At 41.7% G+C, this 17,212-nt stretch carries 21 protein-coding genes; 18 read left to right on the top strand and 3 right to left on the bottom strand.

What is annotated here, in order from left to right; genetic code table 11:
* The first annotated feature begins 201 nt into the window (after nt 1-201).
* The 6 genes from cyoE to ctaG all read left to right on the top strand — a co-directional run bounded on the left by cyoE (nt 202) and on the right by ctaG (nt 6,386).
* Nucleotides 202-1,119: a heme o synthase gene (gene cyoE / locus NSQ11_RS07450; protein ID WP_007499825.1), complete on the top strand. Its 918-nt coding sequence runs from the start codon at nt 202-204 to the stop codon at nt 1,117-1,119.
* 278 nt (nt 1,120-1,397) lie between these two features.
* Nucleotides 1,398-2,465 carry a cytochrome c oxidase subunit II gene (coxB, locus tag NSQ11_RS07455; RefSeq protein WP_039168612.1) on the top strand — a complete coding sequence of 356 codons (1,068 nt, stop codon included), beginning with the start codon at nt 1,398-1,400 and terminating at the stop codon, nt 2,463-2,465.
* Between the two features lie 188 nt (nt 2,466-2,653).
* Nucleotides 2,654-4,525, top strand: a complete 1,872-nt coding sequence (ctaD, locus tag NSQ11_RS07460) for a cytochrome c oxidase subunit I (protein WP_007499823.1) — start codon at nt 2,654-2,656, stop codon at nt 4,523-4,525.
* Nucleotides 4,522-5,145, top strand: a complete 624-nt coding sequence (gene ctaE, locus NSQ11_RS07465; RefSeq protein ID WP_089374148.1) for a cytochrome c oxidase subunit III — start codon at nt 4,522-4,524, stop codon at nt 5,143-5,145. Before ctaD ends, ctaE begins: the two co-directional genes overlap by 4 nt.
* A 2-nt stretch (nt 5,146-5,147) precedes the next feature.
* Entirely contained in the window at nt 5,148-5,477 is a 330-nt protein-coding gene (gene ctaF, locus NSQ11_RS07470; RefSeq protein WP_003211520.1) for a cytochrome c oxidase subunit IVB, read from the top strand.
* Nucleotides 5,478-5,507: 30 nt separating this feature from the next.
* A complete protein-coding gene (gene ctaG, locus NSQ11_RS07475; RefSeq protein ID WP_008345036.1) occupies nt 5,508-6,386 on the top strand; it encodes a cytochrome c oxidase assembly factor CtaG in 879 nt (292 codons plus the stop codon).
* 31 nt (nt 6,387-6,417) lie between these two features.
* Here ctaG and NSQ11_RS07480 read toward each other — a convergent pair whose 3' ends face one another.
* The gene (locus NSQ11_RS07480) at nt 6,418-6,783 is read right to left on the bottom strand and encodes a YugN family protein (protein ID WP_008345035.1); all 366 of its coding nucleotides are present in this window, start codon (nt 6,781-6,783) and stop codon (nt 6,418-6,420) included.
* A 161-nt stretch (nt 6,784-6,944) separates the two neighbouring features.
* On the opposite strand from NSQ11_RS07480, the gene NSQ11_RS07485 reads away from it, so the two are divergent.
* The 9 genes from NSQ11_RS07485 to coaD all read left to right on the top strand — a co-directional run bounded on the left by NSQ11_RS07485 (nt 6,945) and on the right by coaD (nt 12,007).
* Nucleotides 6,945-7,367 (top strand): CBS domain-containing protein, encoded by a 423-nt coding sequence (locus NSQ11_RS07485; RefSeq protein ID WP_034646433.1) that lies wholly within the window; start codon nt 6,945-6,947, stop codon nt 7,365-7,367.
* 122 nt (nt 7,368-7,489) lie between these two features.
* Entirely contained in the window at nt 7,490-8,533 is a 1,044-nt protein-coding gene (locus NSQ11_RS07490; RefSeq protein ID WP_342501326.1) for a CAP-associated domain-containing protein, read from the top strand.
* A 109-nt stretch (nt 8,534-8,642) separates the two neighbouring features.
* Nucleotides 8,643-9,056 carry a YlbD family protein gene (locus NSQ11_RS07495; RefSeq protein ID WP_017367184.1) on the top strand — a complete coding sequence of 138 codons (414 nt, stop codon included), beginning with the start codon at nt 8,643-8,645 and terminating at the stop codon, nt 9,054-9,056.
* Between the two features lie 19 nt (nt 9,057-9,075).
* Nucleotides 9,076-9,324, top strand: a complete 249-nt coding sequence (locus tag NSQ11_RS07500; RefSeq protein WP_017359376.1) for a YlbE-like family protein — start codon at nt 9,076-9,078, stop codon at nt 9,322-9,324.
* 73 nt (nt 9,325-9,397) lie between these two features.
* On the top strand, nt 9,398-9,805 hold the full coding sequence (locus tag NSQ11_RS07505; protein WP_035392159.1) for a hypothetical protein: 408 nt from the start codon (nt 9,398-9,400) through the stop codon (nt 9,803-9,805).
* A 57-nt stretch (nt 9,806-9,862) separates the two neighbouring features.
* On the top strand, nt 9,863-10,312 hold the full coding sequence (locus NSQ11_RS07510; protein WP_007499807.1) for a YlbF family regulator: 450 nt from the start codon (nt 9,863-9,865) through the stop codon (nt 10,310-10,312).
* Between the two features lie 65 nt (nt 10,313-10,377).
* Nucleotides 10,378-10,650 carry a YlbG family protein gene (locus tag NSQ11_RS07515; protein WP_008345023.1) on the top strand — a complete coding sequence of 91 codons (273 nt, stop codon included), beginning with the start codon at nt 10,378-10,380 and terminating at the stop codon, nt 10,648-10,650.
* 313 nt (nt 10,651-10,963) lie between these two features.
* Complete coding sequence (rsmD, locus tag NSQ11_RS07520) at nt 10,964-11,521, top strand: 16S rRNA (guanine(966)-N(2))-methyltransferase RsmD (protein WP_007499805.1); 558 nt, start codon at nt 10,964-10,966, stop codon at nt 11,519-11,521.
* 3 nt (nt 11,522-11,524) lie between these two features.
* Nucleotides 11,525-12,007 carry a pantetheine-phosphate adenylyltransferase gene (gene coaD / locus NSQ11_RS07525; RefSeq protein ID WP_007499803.1) on the top strand — a complete coding sequence of 161 codons (483 nt, stop codon included), beginning with the start codon at nt 11,525-11,527 and terminating at the stop codon, nt 12,005-12,007.
* 13 nt (nt 12,008-12,020) lie between these two features.
* On the opposite strand, the gene ylbJ is transcribed toward coaD, so the two are convergent.
* A complete protein-coding gene (gene ylbJ, locus NSQ11_RS07530) occupies nt 12,021-13,229 on the bottom strand; it encodes a sporulation integral membrane protein YlbJ (protein ID WP_048001591.1) in 1,209 nt (402 codons plus the stop codon).
* Between the two features lie 156 nt (nt 13,230-13,385).
* On the opposite strand from ylbJ, the gene NSQ11_RS07535 reads away from it, so the two are divergent.
* Both NSQ11_RS07535 and NSQ11_RS07540 read left to right on the top strand, forming a co-directional pair.
* Entirely contained in the window at nt 13,386-14,165 is a 780-nt protein-coding gene (locus NSQ11_RS07535) for a patatin-like phospholipase family protein (RefSeq protein WP_017367186.1), read from the top strand.
* A 4-nt stretch (nt 14,166-14,169) separates the two neighbouring features.
* The gene (locus NSQ11_RS07540) at nt 14,170-15,198 is read left to right on the top strand and encodes a SepM family pheromone-processing serine protease (RefSeq protein ID WP_017359372.1); all 1,029 of its coding nucleotides are present in this window, start codon (nt 14,170-14,172) and stop codon (nt 15,196-15,198) included.
* 36 nt (nt 15,199-15,234) lie between these two features.
* On the opposite strand, the gene NSQ11_RS07545 is transcribed toward NSQ11_RS07540, so the two are convergent.
* Nucleotides 15,235-16,659 (bottom strand): nucleotidyltransferase, encoded by a 1,425-nt coding sequence (locus tag NSQ11_RS07545; protein WP_038475156.1) that lies wholly within the window; start codon nt 16,657-16,659, stop codon nt 15,235-15,237.
* A 26-nt stretch (nt 16,660-16,685) separates the two neighbouring features.
* Here NSQ11_RS07545 and NSQ11_RS07550 point away from each other — a divergent pair, with 26 nt between their 5' ends.
* Nucleotides 16,686-17,204 (top strand): DUF177 domain-containing protein, encoded by a 519-nt coding sequence (locus NSQ11_RS07550; RefSeq protein WP_008345010.1) that lies wholly within the window; start codon nt 16,686-16,688, stop codon nt 17,202-17,204.
* The last annotated feature ends 8 nt before the right edge of the window (nt 17,205-17,212 follow it).

The following is a 17,212-nucleotide window of genomic DNA, read 5'->3' on the forward strand; positions in this document are numbered from 1 at the left end:
AGGAGAGAATATTTCATTTTGCACCGCCTTCTGAAACGCACATCCTAATAAATTCACGAAAAGTTCACAAATAACTTCAAGTTTGTCGTTTATTATTTAATAGGATGTTTTTTTACAGCTCTTTATCTTGTATGATAGAGTTGTAACGATTTTACGTTTTATTCGTTCGTTTGAAGGTTTGGGCAAGGGAGGTTATACACATTGGCAAATTCCAAAACAGCCGCGGAAGCAGCTATTCATGGACAAATAGAAGAAACAACCGCTTTAAAAGATTTTCTTGCTCTTATTAAAATGGGCATCGTCAATTCCAATTTCATTACAACTTTTACTGGAATGTGGCTTGCTTTTTATTTTACAGATATGAGTTTTCTTGGGAATCTTGATATTGTGCTGTTAACAATGATTGGTTCTTCTCTTATTATTGCCGGTTCATGCGCCATTAATAATGCGTTTGACCGTGATATTGATATACTAATGGAAAGAACAAAAACAAGACCGACGGTGACAGGTAAAGTTCAGCCGGGTCAAGCGTATGCATTTGGTATTCTGCTTGTTGTACTTGGACTGATTATGCTTCTGATGACAACTGTTACATCAGCAGTGATTGGATTTATCGGTGTCTTTACTTATGCAGTTCTATACACGATGTGGTCTAAACGTCATTACACCATTAATACAGTCATTGGGAGTGTATCTGGTGCGGTTCCGCCATTAATTGGCTGGACAGCTGTTACAGGCACCATCGACACAACGGCTTGGGTCCTGTTTATGATTATGTTCATCTGGCAAATTCCGCATTTCTTATCACTTGCGATTAAGAAAACGGAAGATTACCGCAAAGCAGGTATTCCAATGCTGCCAGTTGTTTACGGCTTTGAAGTCACAAAACGCCAAATCATCATTTGGACAGCATGTCTTCTCCCGCTTCCATTTTTCTTAGGTGGATTAGGATGGCCGATTGTCGCACTTGGCACATTGCTGAACATTGGATGGCTCGTCATTGGTCTTATGGGCTTTAAAATGAAAGATATCATGAAGTGGTCAACACTCATGTTCGTTTATTCATTAAACTACTTAACGATCTTTTTCGTTGCGATGATTATTATTACACTATTCTAGAGTGAAATACACTTTGATCACATCAAAACAATGGCTATATCTTATAACACAACATTTTCTTACAACTATGAAAGCCGCCTGATATTCAGTTCTATTTAGGCGGCTTTCTGTTTATACATAAATGGTATTTTGAGTAAAAACATCATTTTTTTATGAAAAGAGGAAATGTAAGTGCTTTTATAAGAGGCGGGGGTTATGGATGGGTGAAAGGTGATTTTATAAATAAGAGGTAAAAGCGAAAGGCAAAGGAGATCAAGCAAAAGGGGTTGGGACAAATTATGATAAGAAAATGGCGTGTTTATTCACTGTTTCTCTTACTGACGCTCGTTTTGGCGGGCTGCGGTGAACCATACTTATCAACACTCAAGCCAGTTGGGGAAGTAGCAGATAAACAGTTTTTCCTAACGGTACTGAGTACACTTATTATGGTTCTTGTCGTTATTGTTGTATCGATCATTTTCTTTTACGTCATCATTAAATTCAAACGTTCTAAAGTGGGAGAAGATACGATTCCTAAACAGGTAGAAGGGAACCGTAACCTCGAAATTACGTGGACAGCGATTCCGATACTTCTACTCATTATTCTCGTTGTACCTGTTGTGGCATACACGCTTGAGCTAGGGGATACAAGCGCTATGGATAAGAAAAAACGAGATCCTGAAAAAACACTTGTTGTGAATGTAAGAGCCAGCTTATATTGGTGGGAATTTGAATACCCTGATTATGGGATTGTGACAAGTCAGGAATTGATTGTTCCAACTGATCAAAAGGTTTATTTTAAGCTGAAAGCATCTGATGTGAAACACTCATTCTGGATTCCATCAGCTGGGGGTAAAATTGATACAAATACAGACAACGAGAACAAGTTTTATTTAACATTTGACTCAAAACGAACGAAAGATGCTGGAGAATATTTCTATGGGAAATGTGCAGAGCTTTGTGGTCCATCACATGCTTTAATGGACTTTAAAGTTAAAACGCTTTCTCAAGATGAGTTTTTAGGCTGGACGAAAAAGATGACAGATTATAAAAAGCCTGCATCTACGTCAGATCTAGCCCTTGAGGGTGAAAAACTCTTTAAAGAGAAAAACTGTTTAAGTTGTCACGCGGTAGAGCCTGGAGATGAACGACCAGAGGCGGCAAGGACTGCACCAAACCTTGCAACCTTCGGAGAGCGGACAAAAGTAGCTGGAATTAAAGACATGAACAAAGAAAATGTCAAAGCATGGCTGAAAGATCCAGAGAGCTTTAAACCAGGTAATAAGATGACAGGGACGTACCCTAAACTAAATGATTCAGAAGCAGATGCACTCTACGAGTATTTAAAAGGTCTTAAAATACAGTAAATGCCTTGAGCAGCTTGAAGTTGCGCACATTCAAAAGGGTATACGATCTATGTGAAGTTTTTGTTAAGAGCTCCCGAATAAGTCTCTACATCCAAGAATAAGTCATCTGTCAGATATAGTCTGTTTTTAGAACGTGAAGATAGACATTGATATGAAAAGGGGCAAATGGGAGATAAGAGGGGGATTTCATGGTGAGTACAATAGCTAAAAAGCGGGGGTTTGGCGCTGTCTTATGGGATTACTTAACGACGGTTGACCACAAAAAAATTGCCATACTATATTTAGTGGCAGGGGGATTTTTCTTTTTAATTGGTGGCCTGGAAGCGATGATTATCCGTATTCAGCTAGCCATCCCTGAAAATGATTTTGTGAGTGCAGGGTTTTACAATGAAGTCATGACGATGCATGGAACAACGATGATTTTCCTTGCAGCAATGCCGCTTTTATTTGCATTAATGAACGCGGTTGTACCCATTCAAATTGGTGCACGTGACGTAGCGTTTCCATTTGTGAATTCACTTGGTTTTTGGTTGTTCTTTTTCGGAGGAATTTTCTTAAACCTTGGATGGTTTATGGGCGGAGCACCTGATGCAGGCTGGACTGCCTATGCGTCGCTCACGCTGAATTCAGAAGGGCACGGCATGGATTTCTATATTTTAGGGTTGCAGATAGCGGGTATTGGTACGCTAATTGCCGGAATCAACTTTCTTGCAACGATTATTAATATGAGAGCGCCAGGTATGACGTATATGAGAATGCCGCTCTTTACCTGGACGACGTTTGTGGCATCTGCACTAATTTTATTCGCATTCCCGCCGCTGACAGCAGGACTTGCGATGCTGATGCTTGATCGAATGTTTGATACGAGCTTTTTTAATCCAGAGCTCGGCGGAAATACAATCATCTGGGAGCATTTGTTCTGGATTTTTGGACACCCAGAAGTGTATATCTTGATTTTGCCGGCATTTGGGATTTTCTCTGAGATCATTCCGGTGTTTGCAAGAAAAAGATTGTTTGGTTATTCGTCCATGGTGTTTGCGACTGTATTAATTGGTTTCCTTGGATTCATGGTGTGGGCGCATCACATGTTCACAACAGGACTTGGTCCAATTGCCAATGCGATCTTTGCCGTAGCCACAATGGCGATTGCGGTGCCAACTGGAATTAAAGTGTTTAACTGGTTGCTCACCATATGGGGCGGTAATGTGAAGTTTACAACGCCGATGCTATATTCAGTTGCGTTCATTCCGTCATTCTTACTTGGCGGTGTAACCGGCGTCATGCTTGCAGCAGCAGCAGCGGATTATCAGTTCCATGACACGTACTTTGTTGTGGCGCATTTCCACTATGTCATTATCGGTGGTGTGGTCTTCGGTATTTTAGCTGGTGTGCATTATTGGTGGCCGAAGATGTTTGGGAAAATACTGAATGAGAAGCTTGGGAAAATTGGCTTTGTGCTGTTTTTCGTCGGTTTCCATTTAACGTTCTTTATCCAGCATTTTCTCGGTCTTTGGGGCATGCCGCGCCGAGTCTTTACATTCTTGCCAGGTCAGGGTCTAGACCTTGGGAACTTGGTCAGTACGATTGGGGCACTGTTCATGTTTGTAGCAGTTGTGATCATGCTGATTAATATCATCTGGACGACAGCAAAAGGAGAGCGTGTATCGGGCGATCCTTGGGGAGATGGAAGAACGCTTGAATGGGCAGTATCTTCACCTCCGCCAGAATATAACTTTAAGCAGCTGCCTCTTGTACGGGGACTTGATCCATTATGGATTGAGAAAATGGATGGTAAAAAAGGAATGACAGCATCTGAACCGCTCGATGATATTCACATGCCGAATAATTCCATCTTGCCTATCATTATCTCATTCGGTCTATTTGTGTCAGCGTTTGGTTTTATGTATCGTCAAGAACACAGCTGGGGTCTACCGGTGATCTTCATTGGTCTTGGGATCACGTTTGCGACCATGCTCGTTCGCTCTCTTAAAGATGATCATGGATACCATATTCACAAAGAAGATTTGACGGATGACGATGACAAAGGGGTGAAAGCATAATGGAACCACAAAAAATGACAGCGGAAACCTTTCCGGCTTCTCCTGAGAAAGCCACGTTAGAAGGAAAGAATAAGTTCGTCGGGTTCTGGTTGTTTCTTGGGGGAGAAACGGTCCTGTTTGCATCTTTGTTTGCCACTTATTTGGCGCTGAAAAATTCAAATGCAGGCGGCGCAACAACAACTGAAATGTTTGACCTCACACTTGTCTTTATTGCCACAATGCTTCTGTTAACGAGCAGTTTAACGAGTGTGTATGCTATGTATCATATGAAAAACTTTGCCTTTAAAAAAATGCAGCTTTGGCTAGGTGTAACCGTTCTTTTAGGTGCTGGATTTTTAGGGGTAGAAATTTATGAGTTTTATCATTATGTGCATGCGTATGAATTTACCATTACGAGCTCTGCACTTGGCTCTTCCTTCTATACGCTTGTTGGAACACACGGGGCTCACGTCGCATTTGGACTTTGCTGGATCACCGCTCTGATGATTCGGAATATGAGACGCGGACTCGATTTATACAATGCACCAAAATATTATGTGGCGAGCCTTTATTGGCACTTCATTGATGTTGTGTGGGTCTTCATCTTTACCGTTGTATATTTAATGGGAATGGTGGGATAAGAATGGGAAATAAAAACACAAATCAGTCCAAAGTCGATCTTGTCTATCGGAAAAAGAAAAATGCCGAAGAAATGAAGCATCAGCTCATTTCTTTCGGCTTGATGATTGGTTTAACGTTTGTTGCCTTTTTAACAATCGCCTCTGAAGATGTCGGAAATTGGTTCGCTGTCCCTTTTATTTTACTGCTTGCAGTGATTCAGGTAGCTTTTCAGCTTTATTATTTTATGCACATGAACCAAAAAGGGCATGAAACACCCGCGTTGTTTCTTTACTCAGGTGTGTTTGTCGCGTTTATTACCGTTTTAGCCTTTTTGACCATTATTTGGTGGTAAGCTCGCTTTGCCCTTGAAGGAGGCGCAGCAATGGAAAACTTAGAGATATTTGGATTTCGTGCATTATGGAGTCCTTACTATTTGACATGTATTGTAGTAGCAGCCGCTTTTTATCTGCTTCTCGTGACGAAGGGCAAGCACCGTGCGACGGTGAAAGAGAAAACGCTATTTCTCACGGGGCTTGTGTTGCTTTATGCAGTGAAGGGGAGCCCGATTGATTTAATGGGGCATATTATGTTCAGTGCGCATATGGCGCAAATGGCAGTGCTCTATTTGGTCATCCCGCCGCTTCTTATTACAGGTTTACCTGCGGCGATTTGGGAGCGGATCATTCAAACACGGGGCATTCAGCCGATTTTCCGCTTGTTTTCTAAGCCGTTGATTGCCTTGCTCGGATTTAACGGGTTGTTTTCGCTGTATCATATTCCGCTTGTGTTCGATTTTGTCAAAACAGATCCGTTTTATCACGCATTGATGACGGTTGTCATTTTTATCGCTGCCTTTTTCATGTGGTGGCCGCTTGTCCATAAAGTGCAAAGTCAGCCGCAGATTACGGGCATTTTAAAGCTTGGATATATTATGGCAGATGGGATTTTAATGACACCTGCCTGCGCACTCATTATGTTTAGTGAAGCGCCTATCTATGCCACTTATTCAGATGCCGGCGCATGGATACAAGCACTGCACCTATGCGTACCGAGTGATATGCTTGCTGGTCTTGCGCTTACGGGACCTGACATGTTTCATACATTGCCGCTGCTAGAAGATCAGCAGCTAGGTGCTATTTTGATGAAAATCATTCAAGAGATTGTATACGGATCGATTCTTGCTGTTGTCTTCTTTGACTGGGCGAGAAAAGAAAGAGCGAAAGATGCTGTACCAGATGCGCTCATTCCGAAATATGAATAAATGAAAAGCACAGCCGCAGGGGCTGTGCTTTTTATGCTTCAGCAGTTATCGCTTCTAGTTTTTCTTTTAATTGGTTCAGCGTTTTTTTGCTTGATTGAATAAGAGATTTAGGGAAATCTTCGCCTTCTCCATATTCAACACCATGTGGATAATAGTGTTTTCCAAGTAAAGGTGTCAGCAGCTGGATGTGGGCTTTTTTGGAGCCAACATCTCCCTCAGTGGCGTAGCCAGAGATCCGTAAGTAAAACGTCCCCTCTACCATGTTATACTTCCTGTCGTACGTCACACGCTCATAATCCCATTGATCGGCTCGTACAAATCCTTCACTTTCCATAATGAAATCCAATTTATTTAAGTCAGCTGATACCTTCTCAATCCCCGTACCTTCAAACTTCACCCAAAACCCCTCCTTATAAAAATTCCCTTTACTGACAATCATAGTATGAAAGCGTTAAACTTTCAACTGTGAAAGGTATGTTCTTTTATAAGCTGGTTACAGTAATAAAGAAAATAACGGATGGAGGAATCAACGTGAAAACGAAAAAAATCAAAGATATCATGACGAAAAAAGTAGTGACGTTGCAAAAGGACGACAATGCGTATGAAGCGGCAGTCAAAATGAAAGATGCTGACATTGGTGCCATTCCAGTAGTCGACGGAGATCAGCTTGTTGGTATTGTCACAGACCGCGACCTTGTACTTAGAGGTATTGCTGAGAAAAAGCCGAACTCACAAGAGGTTGGTGCCATCATGACGAAGGAAGTTTTGACAGCTGAAGAAGATGCAACCCTAGAAGAAATTGTCCGGTTGATGTCAGAACATCAGCTCCGCCGTATCCCGGTTGTCAAAAATGGGGCACTCACAGGAATCGTAGCCCTTGGGGATTTATCAGTTGAAGATTTATCAAACGATCGTGCAGGTGATGCTCTAACGGAGATCTCTCAACAAGACCAGGATCATGGCCAAGGATTTCTTCATTAGGAGGGGCATATTTTAAATTCGTGTTAAATAGGCTGTATTGTCGTTGATAAATGGAGCAAGTTTTGTTTAAATGACAATAGAAGGTACTTTTTGTACCTTGCCAATTTAACGGAGGTGTTTATTTGAAAACTGTGCTGAAAACACTCTTCATCCTCCTGATTATATCTGGAACGTACATTCTGTTTATTCAATATGGATCTTCACCAGAAAAAGAAAACAGCAATGAGCCGAAGGTGTCTAATGAAGAAACATCTAGCGATAAGCCGATCAACATTCCGAAAAAAGGTCTCATGTCCTTTATGGGGAAGTCTTCAAACGAAGTGCTTAAACAGCTAGGGGAACCAGATCGCATTGATCCTTCCGCATATGATTATGACTGGTGGATATACAATCAATCGAAGAAACACTATATTCAAGTAGGGGTAAAGGACAGTAAAGTGGTGACCTTGTTTGCGACAGGGGATGGGCTGAATGTTGAGCCGTTTAAAATCGGTCAAGCCACAAGTGAAGTATTTAAAAAAACACAAATCGCTCCTTACATTCATGTAGAGGACGAGGGAAATTCATATCGCTTTGAATTCTCAGAAGATGATATGAATACCAGGCCGACGGTGAAAGTGGGAGATGATGTGTATGTCCAGCTCTACATGGATAAGTTTGAAAGCACTCTTTCGAGCATTAGAGCCTTTAACGCAGATACATTTGTCAAACAAAAGCCGTATGAAGTCGTTTATCGAGGTCAATTAATTGAACCTGAGGCGATATCAGGTGAAAAATGGAAGGATATTGAAGCGTCGAGTCAAAAACAAATTTTTGATATGACCAATATTATCCGCCATAAGTACAAACTGCCGACCTTAAAGTGGGACGATGAAACCTCTGAAGTGGCATTCATGCATAGTGAGGACATGAAAGATCATCATTATTTCTCCCATGAATCTAAAAAATACGGCACGCTGAAAGACCGGTTAGAAAGAGGTGAGGTCGCATTTCAGCTTGCGGGGGAAAACATTGCATATAATTATGTTGATGGCCCTGCAGCTGTAGAAGGCTGGCTGAATAGCGAAGGTCACCGGAAGGCATTGTTAAATCAAGATTACACGCACCTTGGCGTTGGTGTGAAAGAAAAGTACTATACACAAAACTTCATTAAGAAAACGTCTTAATCCTCTAAACAGCTGCGCACAGATGGCGGCTGTTTTTTTATGAAAAGGGCTCACCAAAATAGACCCAGATGTATATAGTATAGTAGGCATTTGTATGGGGGGTGAGGATATGACAAATAAGCAAAAGCAAACATCCATTGATGAATTTAAACAGTTCGTCAGACGCCATCCGAAATTAATTCAAGAAGTGCAGACGCAAGAAAAAAGCTGGCAAAGTTTATACGAGAATTGGGTCATGTTTGGTGAGGAAGATGATATGTGGTCTCCTTACCGGCAAACACAAAAGGAAGAAGCAAAAGAAGAAAAAGCCGCTAAGCAAAGTGAACCGGGAAAAGCAGATTTTATGTCTAAAATGGTTTCTGCAGTGAAAAAAATGGACGCTGATCAAATGAATGAACAAATTAATAAAATGAGCCAGTCTATTTCCTCTTTACAAAGCTTACTCGGTCAATTTTCATCCAATGGCTCAAAGAAGGGTTCATCTGGAGGCAGCCAGCACCCATTCTCCTTCAGGAAAGATTAATTGAAAGGGGATGCTTTTGGTGCGGAGAGAAGTACAAGAGTTTGTCATGGCCGAAGAGGATCGAATCAAATTCATCAGGCAGCGCCCACTCTGGTATAGACAGTTAACGCGGCATCCTGAAAATGTCACTTCGTTTGAATTAGATAAAATGAACTTTTACGAAAAAACCATTCCTCATCGTGTAAGCCAGTTGAGCAATAGTGTCCAAATGGCTGAAATGATGATCCAGATGTTCCAAGCAATGCGCAATCAAAATGGAGCCGGGTAAGGCTTTTTTTGAGTTGATTAAGATGTCTATTTCATGAGCATCCTATGAAAGTAGACGAAAGGAGAATCAGAACATGAAATGGATGCTGTCAATATGCGCATTGCTTTTTCTTCTCACCGGATGTCAAAGTCAACATGATCAAGAGCAAGTAACTAGGCAAGAACCAGCAATACCAGTCATGCAGCAAACGCAAAGTGAAATGAAGCAGCAAGGCTTTTTAAAATACAAAGTGCAGGGATCTGTTGTGTATATAGAAAGTACACTTCAAGATTTTCACCTTGAACCTTCACCCTTGAAAAAGGATAAGAAGGCGGGGTATTTTACTGTGTATGTAGACGGGAAACGGGCAGGCAATGAGTATACTGCGGCGTTTGTGGTCAAGCACCTTTCAAAAGGAAAGCATAAAATGACCGTTGTGCTAAATTCTCGTCACCCTGAATATAAGCAGAAAAGAGAGACATGGGATGTATTTGTCACGTAAAAGCATTTTCTGATCCATAGGTTTCGTGGTAAACTATGAATTGGAGGTGCAACATTTATGTATGCGACAATCGAATCTGTGGAGCTCCAAGAGGAAGCAAATCAATTGGCTGCCATGATTCTTCAGTCGGAGGAGGCTGAACATTACCGCAACTGCTTTAAGCGTCTCCAGCAAGACGAAGAAGCCCAACAAATTATTGCCCATTTTACAAAAGTAAAAGAGCAATATGAAGATGTGCAGCGGTTCGGCAAATACCATCCGGACTATAGAACGATCTCAAAAGAAATGCGTGAGGTCAAAAGAAAGCTAGATCTTCACGATACAGTGGTTGATTTCAAAAAAGCAGAAACAGCGATTCAATCCATCTTAGATGAGATTAGTATTGAAATCGGTCAAGCTGTATCAGCATATATTAAAGTTCCAACAGGGAACCCATATTTTGATGGTCTATCATCATGCGGCGGTGGCTGTGGATCAGGAGGCAGCTGTGGCTGTAAAGTATCTTGACGAGACTTGAACGTCTCGTCTTTTACATAATGAACGGAAAGAATTGAAAAGCGGCAGGTGAAAAGATGGATACCAAACGTCAAGGGATGGTCGTTTGGCTGCATTCGTTAAAGCAGTCAAAAGCGCTAAGGAAATTTGGGAATGTTCACTATATTTCAAGGAAAATGAAATATGCAGTGATTTATTGTGATATGAATGATCTTGAGCGCCACATGGCAAAGCTCAGTTCATTGCCATTTGTAAAACGTGTTGAGCCTTCCTATAAACCTTTTATTAAATTAGAGTACGAATCGAAATTGGACAAAGCAAAAGAGTATGATTATAAGGTGGGCTTTTAAAGACACAAAAAAACCCCCGCGGCATCACCCGCGGGGTCCTTCTATTCTTAATGATTCATTAAGGAGAAGGCAAAGGGAGAGGAGAAACCGGAGGAAGAACTTATGGGGAAACGTAAGTCTTCTCCGCGGTTGGCAACAGCACCACATCAGATGCTGTTAACAGTAGTATGACCCTCTCTTTTGTGATCTATACATAGAAAATGAATGGAATTCAGTGCATTGTCCCATGTGGAGTGGATATGGTAAGATAATGTTGAATTTTTTGTCATCAAACAATATTCAATAGATGCAAGCAGAAAAAGTGGTGGAAAAAATGAGAGTGATTTCTGGAACAAAAAAAGGCCGCACGCTGAAAGCCGTACCCGGCCAATCAACAAGACCAACAACAGATAAAGTAAAAGAATCCATTTTTAATATGATTGGACCGTATTTTGATGGGGGATGGGCCCTTGATTTATTTGCTGGAAGTGGTGGTTTAGGTATTGAAGCGCTTTCTAGAGGGTTCGATCATTGTATATTTGTGGATCGAGATATGAAGGCGATTCAGACGATTAAAGGCAACTTGAATCAATTGTCGCTGATGGATCAAAGTGAAGTGTTTCGAAATGATGCAAACCGTGCACTCGCCGCTGTAGTGAAGCGAGAAGAATCTTTTCAAGCCATCTTCCTTGATCCGCCGTATAAAGATCAAAAGTTGAAAGCACTTCTTGATACGATTGATGAGCATTCCTTATTAGCAGATGATGGCGTCATTGTGTGTGAGCATGATAAAGATGTGACACTGCCAGAGGAAGCAGGACAGCTGCATATCTCAAGGCAGGAAATGTACGGAATGACTGGCATTACGATCTATAGAAAGCGGGGAAATTAAAGCATGGGGAATATAGCCGTTTGTCCGGGTAGCTTCGATCCAGTCACATTGGGCCATTTGGATATTATCAAAAGAGGGGCGAAGATTTTTGATGAAGTATATGTGTGCGTCCTCAATAATTCGTCAAAAAAGCCGTTGTTTACTGTTGAAGAGCGATGTGAACTCATTCGTCAAGCAACAAAGGAGCTACCAAATATCAAAGTGGAATCCTTTCATGGACTGCTCGTTGATTATGCGAAACAAAAAGAGGCGAAAGTCATTTTACGCGGACTTAGAGCGGTGACGGACTTTGAATACGAGATGCAAGGGACATCAATGAACAAAGTGTTGAATGATGACATTGAAACGTTCTTTATGATGACGAATAATCAATACTCCTTCTTAAGTTCAAGCATTGTTAAAGAAGTAGCGAAATATCATGGATCAGTCAAAGAGCTTGTACCGCAAGAGGTCGAAGCTGCGCTGAAAGAGAAATTTAATGGATGAGTGCATTGTGCACTCATCCATTTTTTAATTTCTGATAATAGAGTGCAATATACACGATCAGACTGAACAAGGTGATGAGAGGACCAGCAGATACAAGCTGATTCCATAACACGCTGCTAAACATCACGACTTGCTCGCTTGTTTCAAATGCCCCTGCTGGAAGCGCCATGTCTGCTTTAGAGACATAAAGGGGTTTGAATAACAAAAAGGCAAAGACGGCTGCGTAAATACCGTGAAGCAAACGGGCGAAGAAAAACGGTTTAAAGCGTATATCGGTGGCTGCCAAAATCCCAGCTACCTGAGCTTGAACGGAGAATCCGCTAAATCCTAAAATAAAGCTGACCACAATTGTTTTAGCGAGCAGGGAAACCTCTTGTGACCCTGTGAGCTGACTTCCTAATGTGATTTCAAATAGACCCGCAATCATGGCTAGATCTAATTCCGGCGGAAGGTGCAGCGTTTTCAGTATAGAGCCGATCCCGATAGAGAGAAGATCTGTTACATGAACGACAGCGAGCATTTTACTAAAGACAGAAAATAAAATGATAAAGCCGCCAATCATAAAGAGCGTTTGAACAGATGACATGACAGCGTCACTTAATATTTGGCCAAGTGGTCTTTTTTCTGCGAGTCTTGCCGTATGAAGAGCGCTGAATGCTTCTCGAATTGGAGGCAATAAAAATCCTTTTCGGCTTCTGAGGTGCGCATCATGACGTGCTTTATATCCGCGCATCGTCACCCCAACCGCGAGATTTCCTAAATAATGTGCACAGGCTAACACAATGCCTAAAGCTGGGTGATGAAAAAATCCTACAGCCACTGCTCCAAAAATGAACAAAGGGTTTGAAGAATTGGTAAATGACACAAGGCGTTCTGCTTCAATTCTTGTCAGCTGTCCTTCCTGCCGAAGTCTTGTCGTCAATTTAGCGCCAGAAGGAAAACCAGAGGCCATTCCCATCGCTAATACAAAACCGCCGACACCAGGCACCCGAAAGATAGGCCGCATAAATGGCTCTAATAATACGCCGACAAATCTGACAATCCCGAAACTGATTAATAGCTCGGACAAAATAAAAAAAGGTAGCAGCGATGGAAAAACCACTTCCCACCACATTGCAAGTCCATTTTTCGATGCTTGCAAAGAGGCTTGTGGATGTGTTATCACAGTGGCTGTTAAAAAGATAAAAAAAGCAGCGATGAACAGAGTGTTCCATTTTTTCATGGAGATGTCGCCCCTTGCCGTTATAATCTATTGGCGAGCTCGTGATTAAAGAAAAAGAGATGCTAGCCGAGCCTGTCTTCTATTACTATACGATGAGAAGGGGCATGTTTAGACCTATAGATTCGTATATATGCATAGAAAGAGGAGGGTGGATTCATGAAACGACCGATTATCGGGCTTGCGCTGGGCTCCGGGGGTGCCAGAGGGATGGCGCATATCGGGGTTTTATCTAGTCTTGAGAAACAAGGAATTCAGGTGGATATGATCGCAGGAAGCAGTATTGGTGCTCTTGTGGGGAGCTTTTATGCGGCAGGACAAGACGTAGAAAAAATGAAAAAACTTGCACTTGTCTTCAGAAGAAAGTATTATGCTGACTATACACTGCCAAAAATCGGTCTGTTAAAAGGAAATCGAATTTTGCAGCTGATTCACACGTTTACATATGGGAAGAATATTGAAGAAATGCGCGTGCCTCTTGCGATTGTCGCCTGTGACCTTCAGACAGGGGAGAAGGTTGTGTTCAAAGAAGGGTCTGTCTCACAAGCAGTCAGGGCAAGCATTAGCATTCCGGGTGTGTTTGTTCCGCATGAAATAGGCGGCAGGCAATTGGTGGATGGAGCGGTAGTGGACCGCATTCCTGTCTCTGTTCTCAAAGAAATGGGGGCAGATCTCATTATCGCCTCTGATGTATCAAGGGTGAAAAAAACAGAAAAGGCAACGAGATTATCGGATGTCATTATGCAAAGTTTGGACATCCTTCAAAATGAATTGGTTCGTCACCAAACCATTCATGCAGATCTCATGATTCGGCCGAAGCTCGAGACCTTTAGCTCTAGTGCGTTTACACAGGTTCAAGAAATGATTGAAGCAGGTGAACTCGCCGCCGACCAACTAAAAGGAAAACTGAAAGATGTCATTGATAAATGGGAGTGTTAATCGAATGAAAAAATTAAATATTCGCTGGCTCAGCTTTTTTGCTGTTGTTCTAGTCTTATTTGGCTTAACTTTTGTGAAACTGCCCTATTACGTCACAAAGCCAGGTGATGCCACAGAAATTGCGCCACACATTCAAGTAGACGGAGGATATGGCGAGAAGGGCAGCTTTTCTCTTATGACCATTAAAGTAGGTCCAGCCAATCCATATACGTATTTGCTTGCAAAAATGAACAAGTATGACGAAATCGTTCCAGAAGAAAATATTAAAGCGGACGGAGAGTCTGATGAGGATTATATGAAACGGCAGCTGCAGCTCATGAAAAGTTCTCAAGAAAATGCGATGATTGCCGCTTATACAAAAGCGGGAAAAAAAGTAGATTATACGTTTAATGGGGTATATGCGAGCTATGTGATGAAAGGAATGCCTGCATATGGGAAGATTGAAGTTGGTGATAAGATCAAAAGTGTCGACGGCCATACATACGAGTCAGCAGATAAAATGGTTTCGTATATCAGCAGTAAAAAAGCAGGCACGACTGTCCGTTTTGTACTTGAACGTAATGGCAAAGAAATCACGCAGAACGTGACGTTAAAACCATTTAAAGAAGAGCCAAAACGAGTGGGAATTGGCGTATCACTATTTACAGACCGTCATGTGAAAGTGTCTCCTTCTGTGAAAGTGGATATTGAAAACATCGGCGGTCCATCGGCTGGTTTAATGATGTCACTTGAAATTTACAATCAGCTGACAAAAGAAGATGAAACACATGGCTATGCGATCGCAGGAACTGGAACGATTGATGCAGATGGTACAGTCGGACCGATTGGCGGAATTGATCAAAAGGTTGTTGCAGCAGACAAAGCAGGGAAAGACATCTTCTTTGCACCGAATGATAAAGGTGACCCAAACTCTGACTACAAAAATGCAGTCAAAACAGCAAAAGATATTAAAAGTGATATGAAAATCGTTCCTGTGGATACCATGCAGGACGCACTAAACTATTTAAACAAATTAAAAGAGAAAGCATCATAAAAAAGAGCAGCCTGCAAATCAGGCTGCTTTTTTCTATCAAGATGAAAAGAGTCCGCTCTCTTCATCATATCGAATCGGTGATGTTTTAAACTCTGCTTTCGTTAATTCTGTTTGCATGGGTTCACAGATGGGAAGGCTGAACACCCTTGAAGCGCGAATATCAAGATCAAGGGCGGGATGTGAAAAGGAAGACAGTTTACTCACAAGTGGTACATCCAACTCTTTTTTTACAAGAGACAGGTACTGTTGTCCTTTCCTTGTCATTCCAAGTAAACGAATATAGGGCGCTTTTTTCTCTTCAAGCAGCTCGTGCATCGTCTTTTTCTTCACGTTCATTAATAGATGCGTATTCATCCGCTGTAACCTTGTCCACGTATATCGTTTTGTTTTGACAAGTGATAGATACTCCTCGTAGGAAGACGCATGTGTCATGGCTTTTTGCATGCGGTGTTCAATGCCTTCTTCAATTTCATAGATGCCCTCTAGTTCACTCGTATCCATTGTATGAAAGACATGTTTCAGAAAGCGAAAATAGGCTTCTTGCGTATGTAAAAGACCATATGAAGAATGATAGTCGTGTAATTGCTTTAAAGTAGCGTCCGGGAGGTAGGGCGTGACTGCTTGAAATGAGCTCTGTTCTTTTAAAGCTTTTCGGATACTTGTTGCGCTTGCGATTTTTTGGTTGTCAGGTAGTTCTTCATCATGATAATCAGATGCAATTCTTTGAGACGTAAAAGGCTGCATGTGAGGAGCTCTCTCTAAGATGGCTTTAACATAATGAAAGCCTAAAATGTTATTTGGTTTGGACAAATCCAGTAAGTGTTCAGAATGAATGACTTCTTGAAACGCACCTGCTGCTGCTGCGGGATAACTAAGACCTTCTTTCACCTTTTCTTTTGTGAAAAGGTCAATCTCTGCCTTTTTTTCATACCAAGCGTGTGCTGTGCGCTCAAATGCGTTGATCTCTCCATCCTCACTGCCGAAAAAAAGAGAATGGCATTTTAATGCATCAAGGATGGACACAGCGCCATTGGCGAAGGTTTCTGCCTTTTGTACGGCATATATGTATGGAAGCTCACACACAATGTCTACGCCGTTTTGCAGTGCCATTTTTGTGCGTGCCCATTTTGAGACGATGGCAGGCTCCCCGCGCTGGAGGAAAGAACCGCTCATGACGGCAATGGCAACATCTGAGGAGGTTTGTTTTTTCGCCTGATTCACATGATAGGCATGCCCATAATGAAATGGATTGTACTCGACAACGACTCCCACTGCTTTCAATAGATGTTCCGCCTTTCTTGCTATGGTTAAATGGTCTGTGCTACAGTAGCATAAGGGAAAAATGAAGACCATTTTTTTCAGTTTAGGCATTCCGAGAACTGATGTCAAACAGCCCTTTGACGTCATGAAGGACTGTAAAGAAAAAATATTGACAAATAGCATGATGAAAGCTATAATCATGTTTGTTGCTCTTAGAGGTGATACAATTGAAATGGACAGTTTATCAGTTACATCAAAAAGCTAAAAACAGCTTCGATTTTCATGAGACGGTTGACTTAAATGAACTTACTAGCCTTCATTCAGATATACGTCGTATTTCACCAGTAGAGGTGAAAGGGACTGGAGTGATCGAATCAAAGCAAGTCGCATTTGATTTAACCATCACAGGTGAAATGACATTGCCTTGTTCAAGAACGCTTGTTGATGTAAATTATCCATTTGCGATTTCAACAAAAGAACTATTTGTACTTCATAAGACAGACGATATAGAAGATGAAGACGTATCTGTTGTAGAAGACGATATCATCGACTTAACGCCTATAGTCAAGGAAGAAATTCTTCTTGAAGTGCCCATGCAAATCTTTTGCGACCAAGCTGACGTAAAAGGTGCTGCACCACAGGAAGGGAATGACTGGGCGGTCATTTCGGAAGATGCACATCAAAACCGAATTGATCCTCGTCTGGAAGGCTTGAAGAAGCTCTTAGAAGAAAATAATGAATCTTAACTCTTTAA

Origin of the sequence: Bacillus sp. FSL W7-1582 (assembly GCF_038593325.1) — a bacterium.
GTDB lineage: Bacteria > Bacillota > Bacilli > Bacillales > Bacillaceae > Bacillus > Bacillus altitudinis.

What these genes read in the sequence shown, in the direction of transcription:
- coxB (WP_039168612.1), top strand. Translation starts at nt 1,398, where the DNA reads ATGATAAGAAAATGGCGTGTTTATTCACTGTTTCTCTTACTGACGCTC.
- ctaD (WP_007499823.1), top strand. Translation starts at nt 2,654, where the DNA reads ATGGTGAGTACAATAGCTAAAAAGCGGGGGTTTGGCGCTGTCTTATGG.
- ctaF (WP_003211520.1), top strand. Translation starts at nt 5,148, where the DNA reads ATGGGAAATAAAAACACAAATCAGTCCAAAGTCGATCTTGTCTATCGG.
- ctaG (WP_008345036.1), top strand. Translation starts at nt 5,508, where the DNA reads ATGGAAAACTTAGAGATATTTGGATTTCGTGCATTATGGAGTCCTTAC.
- NSQ11_RS07485 (WP_034646433.1), top strand. Translation starts at nt 6,945, where the DNA reads ATGACGAAAAAAGTAGTGACGTTGCAAAAGGACGACAATGCGTATGAA.
- NSQ11_RS07495 (WP_017367184.1), top strand. Translation starts at nt 8,643, where the DNA reads ATGACAAATAAGCAAAAGCAAACATCCATTGATGAATTTAAACAGTTC.
- NSQ11_RS07505 (WP_035392159.1), top strand. Translation starts at nt 9,398, where the DNA reads ATGAAATGGATGCTGTCAATATGCGCATTGCTTTTTCTTCTCACCGGA.
- NSQ11_RS07510 (WP_007499807.1), top strand. Translation starts at nt 9,863, where the DNA reads ATGTATGCGACAATCGAATCTGTGGAGCTCCAAGAGGAAGCAAATCAA.
- NSQ11_RS07515 (WP_008345023.1), top strand. Translation starts at nt 10,378, where the DNA reads ATGGATACCAAACGTCAAGGGATGGTCGTTTGGCTGCATTCGTTAAAG.
- rsmD (WP_007499805.1), top strand. Translation starts at nt 10,964, where the DNA reads ATGAGAGTGATTTCTGGAACAAAAAAAGGCCGCACGCTGAAAGCCGTA.
- coaD (WP_007499803.1), top strand. Translation starts at nt 11,525, where the DNA reads ATGGGGAATATAGCCGTTTGTCCGGGTAGCTTCGATCCAGTCACATTG.
- ylbJ (WP_048001591.1), bottom strand. Translation starts at nt 13,229, where the DNA reads ATGAAAAAATGGAACACTCTGTTCATCGCTGCTTTTTTTATCTTTTTA.
- NSQ11_RS07535 (WP_017367186.1), top strand. Translation starts at nt 13,386, where the DNA reads ATGAAACGACCGATTATCGGGCTTGCGCTGGGCTCCGGGGGTGCCAGA.
- NSQ11_RS07540 (WP_017359372.1), top strand. Translation starts at nt 14,170, where the DNA reads ATGAAAAAATTAAATATTCGCTGGCTCAGCTTTTTTGCTGTTGTTCTA.
- NSQ11_RS07545 (WP_038475156.1), bottom strand. Translation starts at nt 16,659, where the DNA reads ATGATTATAGCTTTCATCATGCTATTTGTCAATATTTTTTCTTTACAG.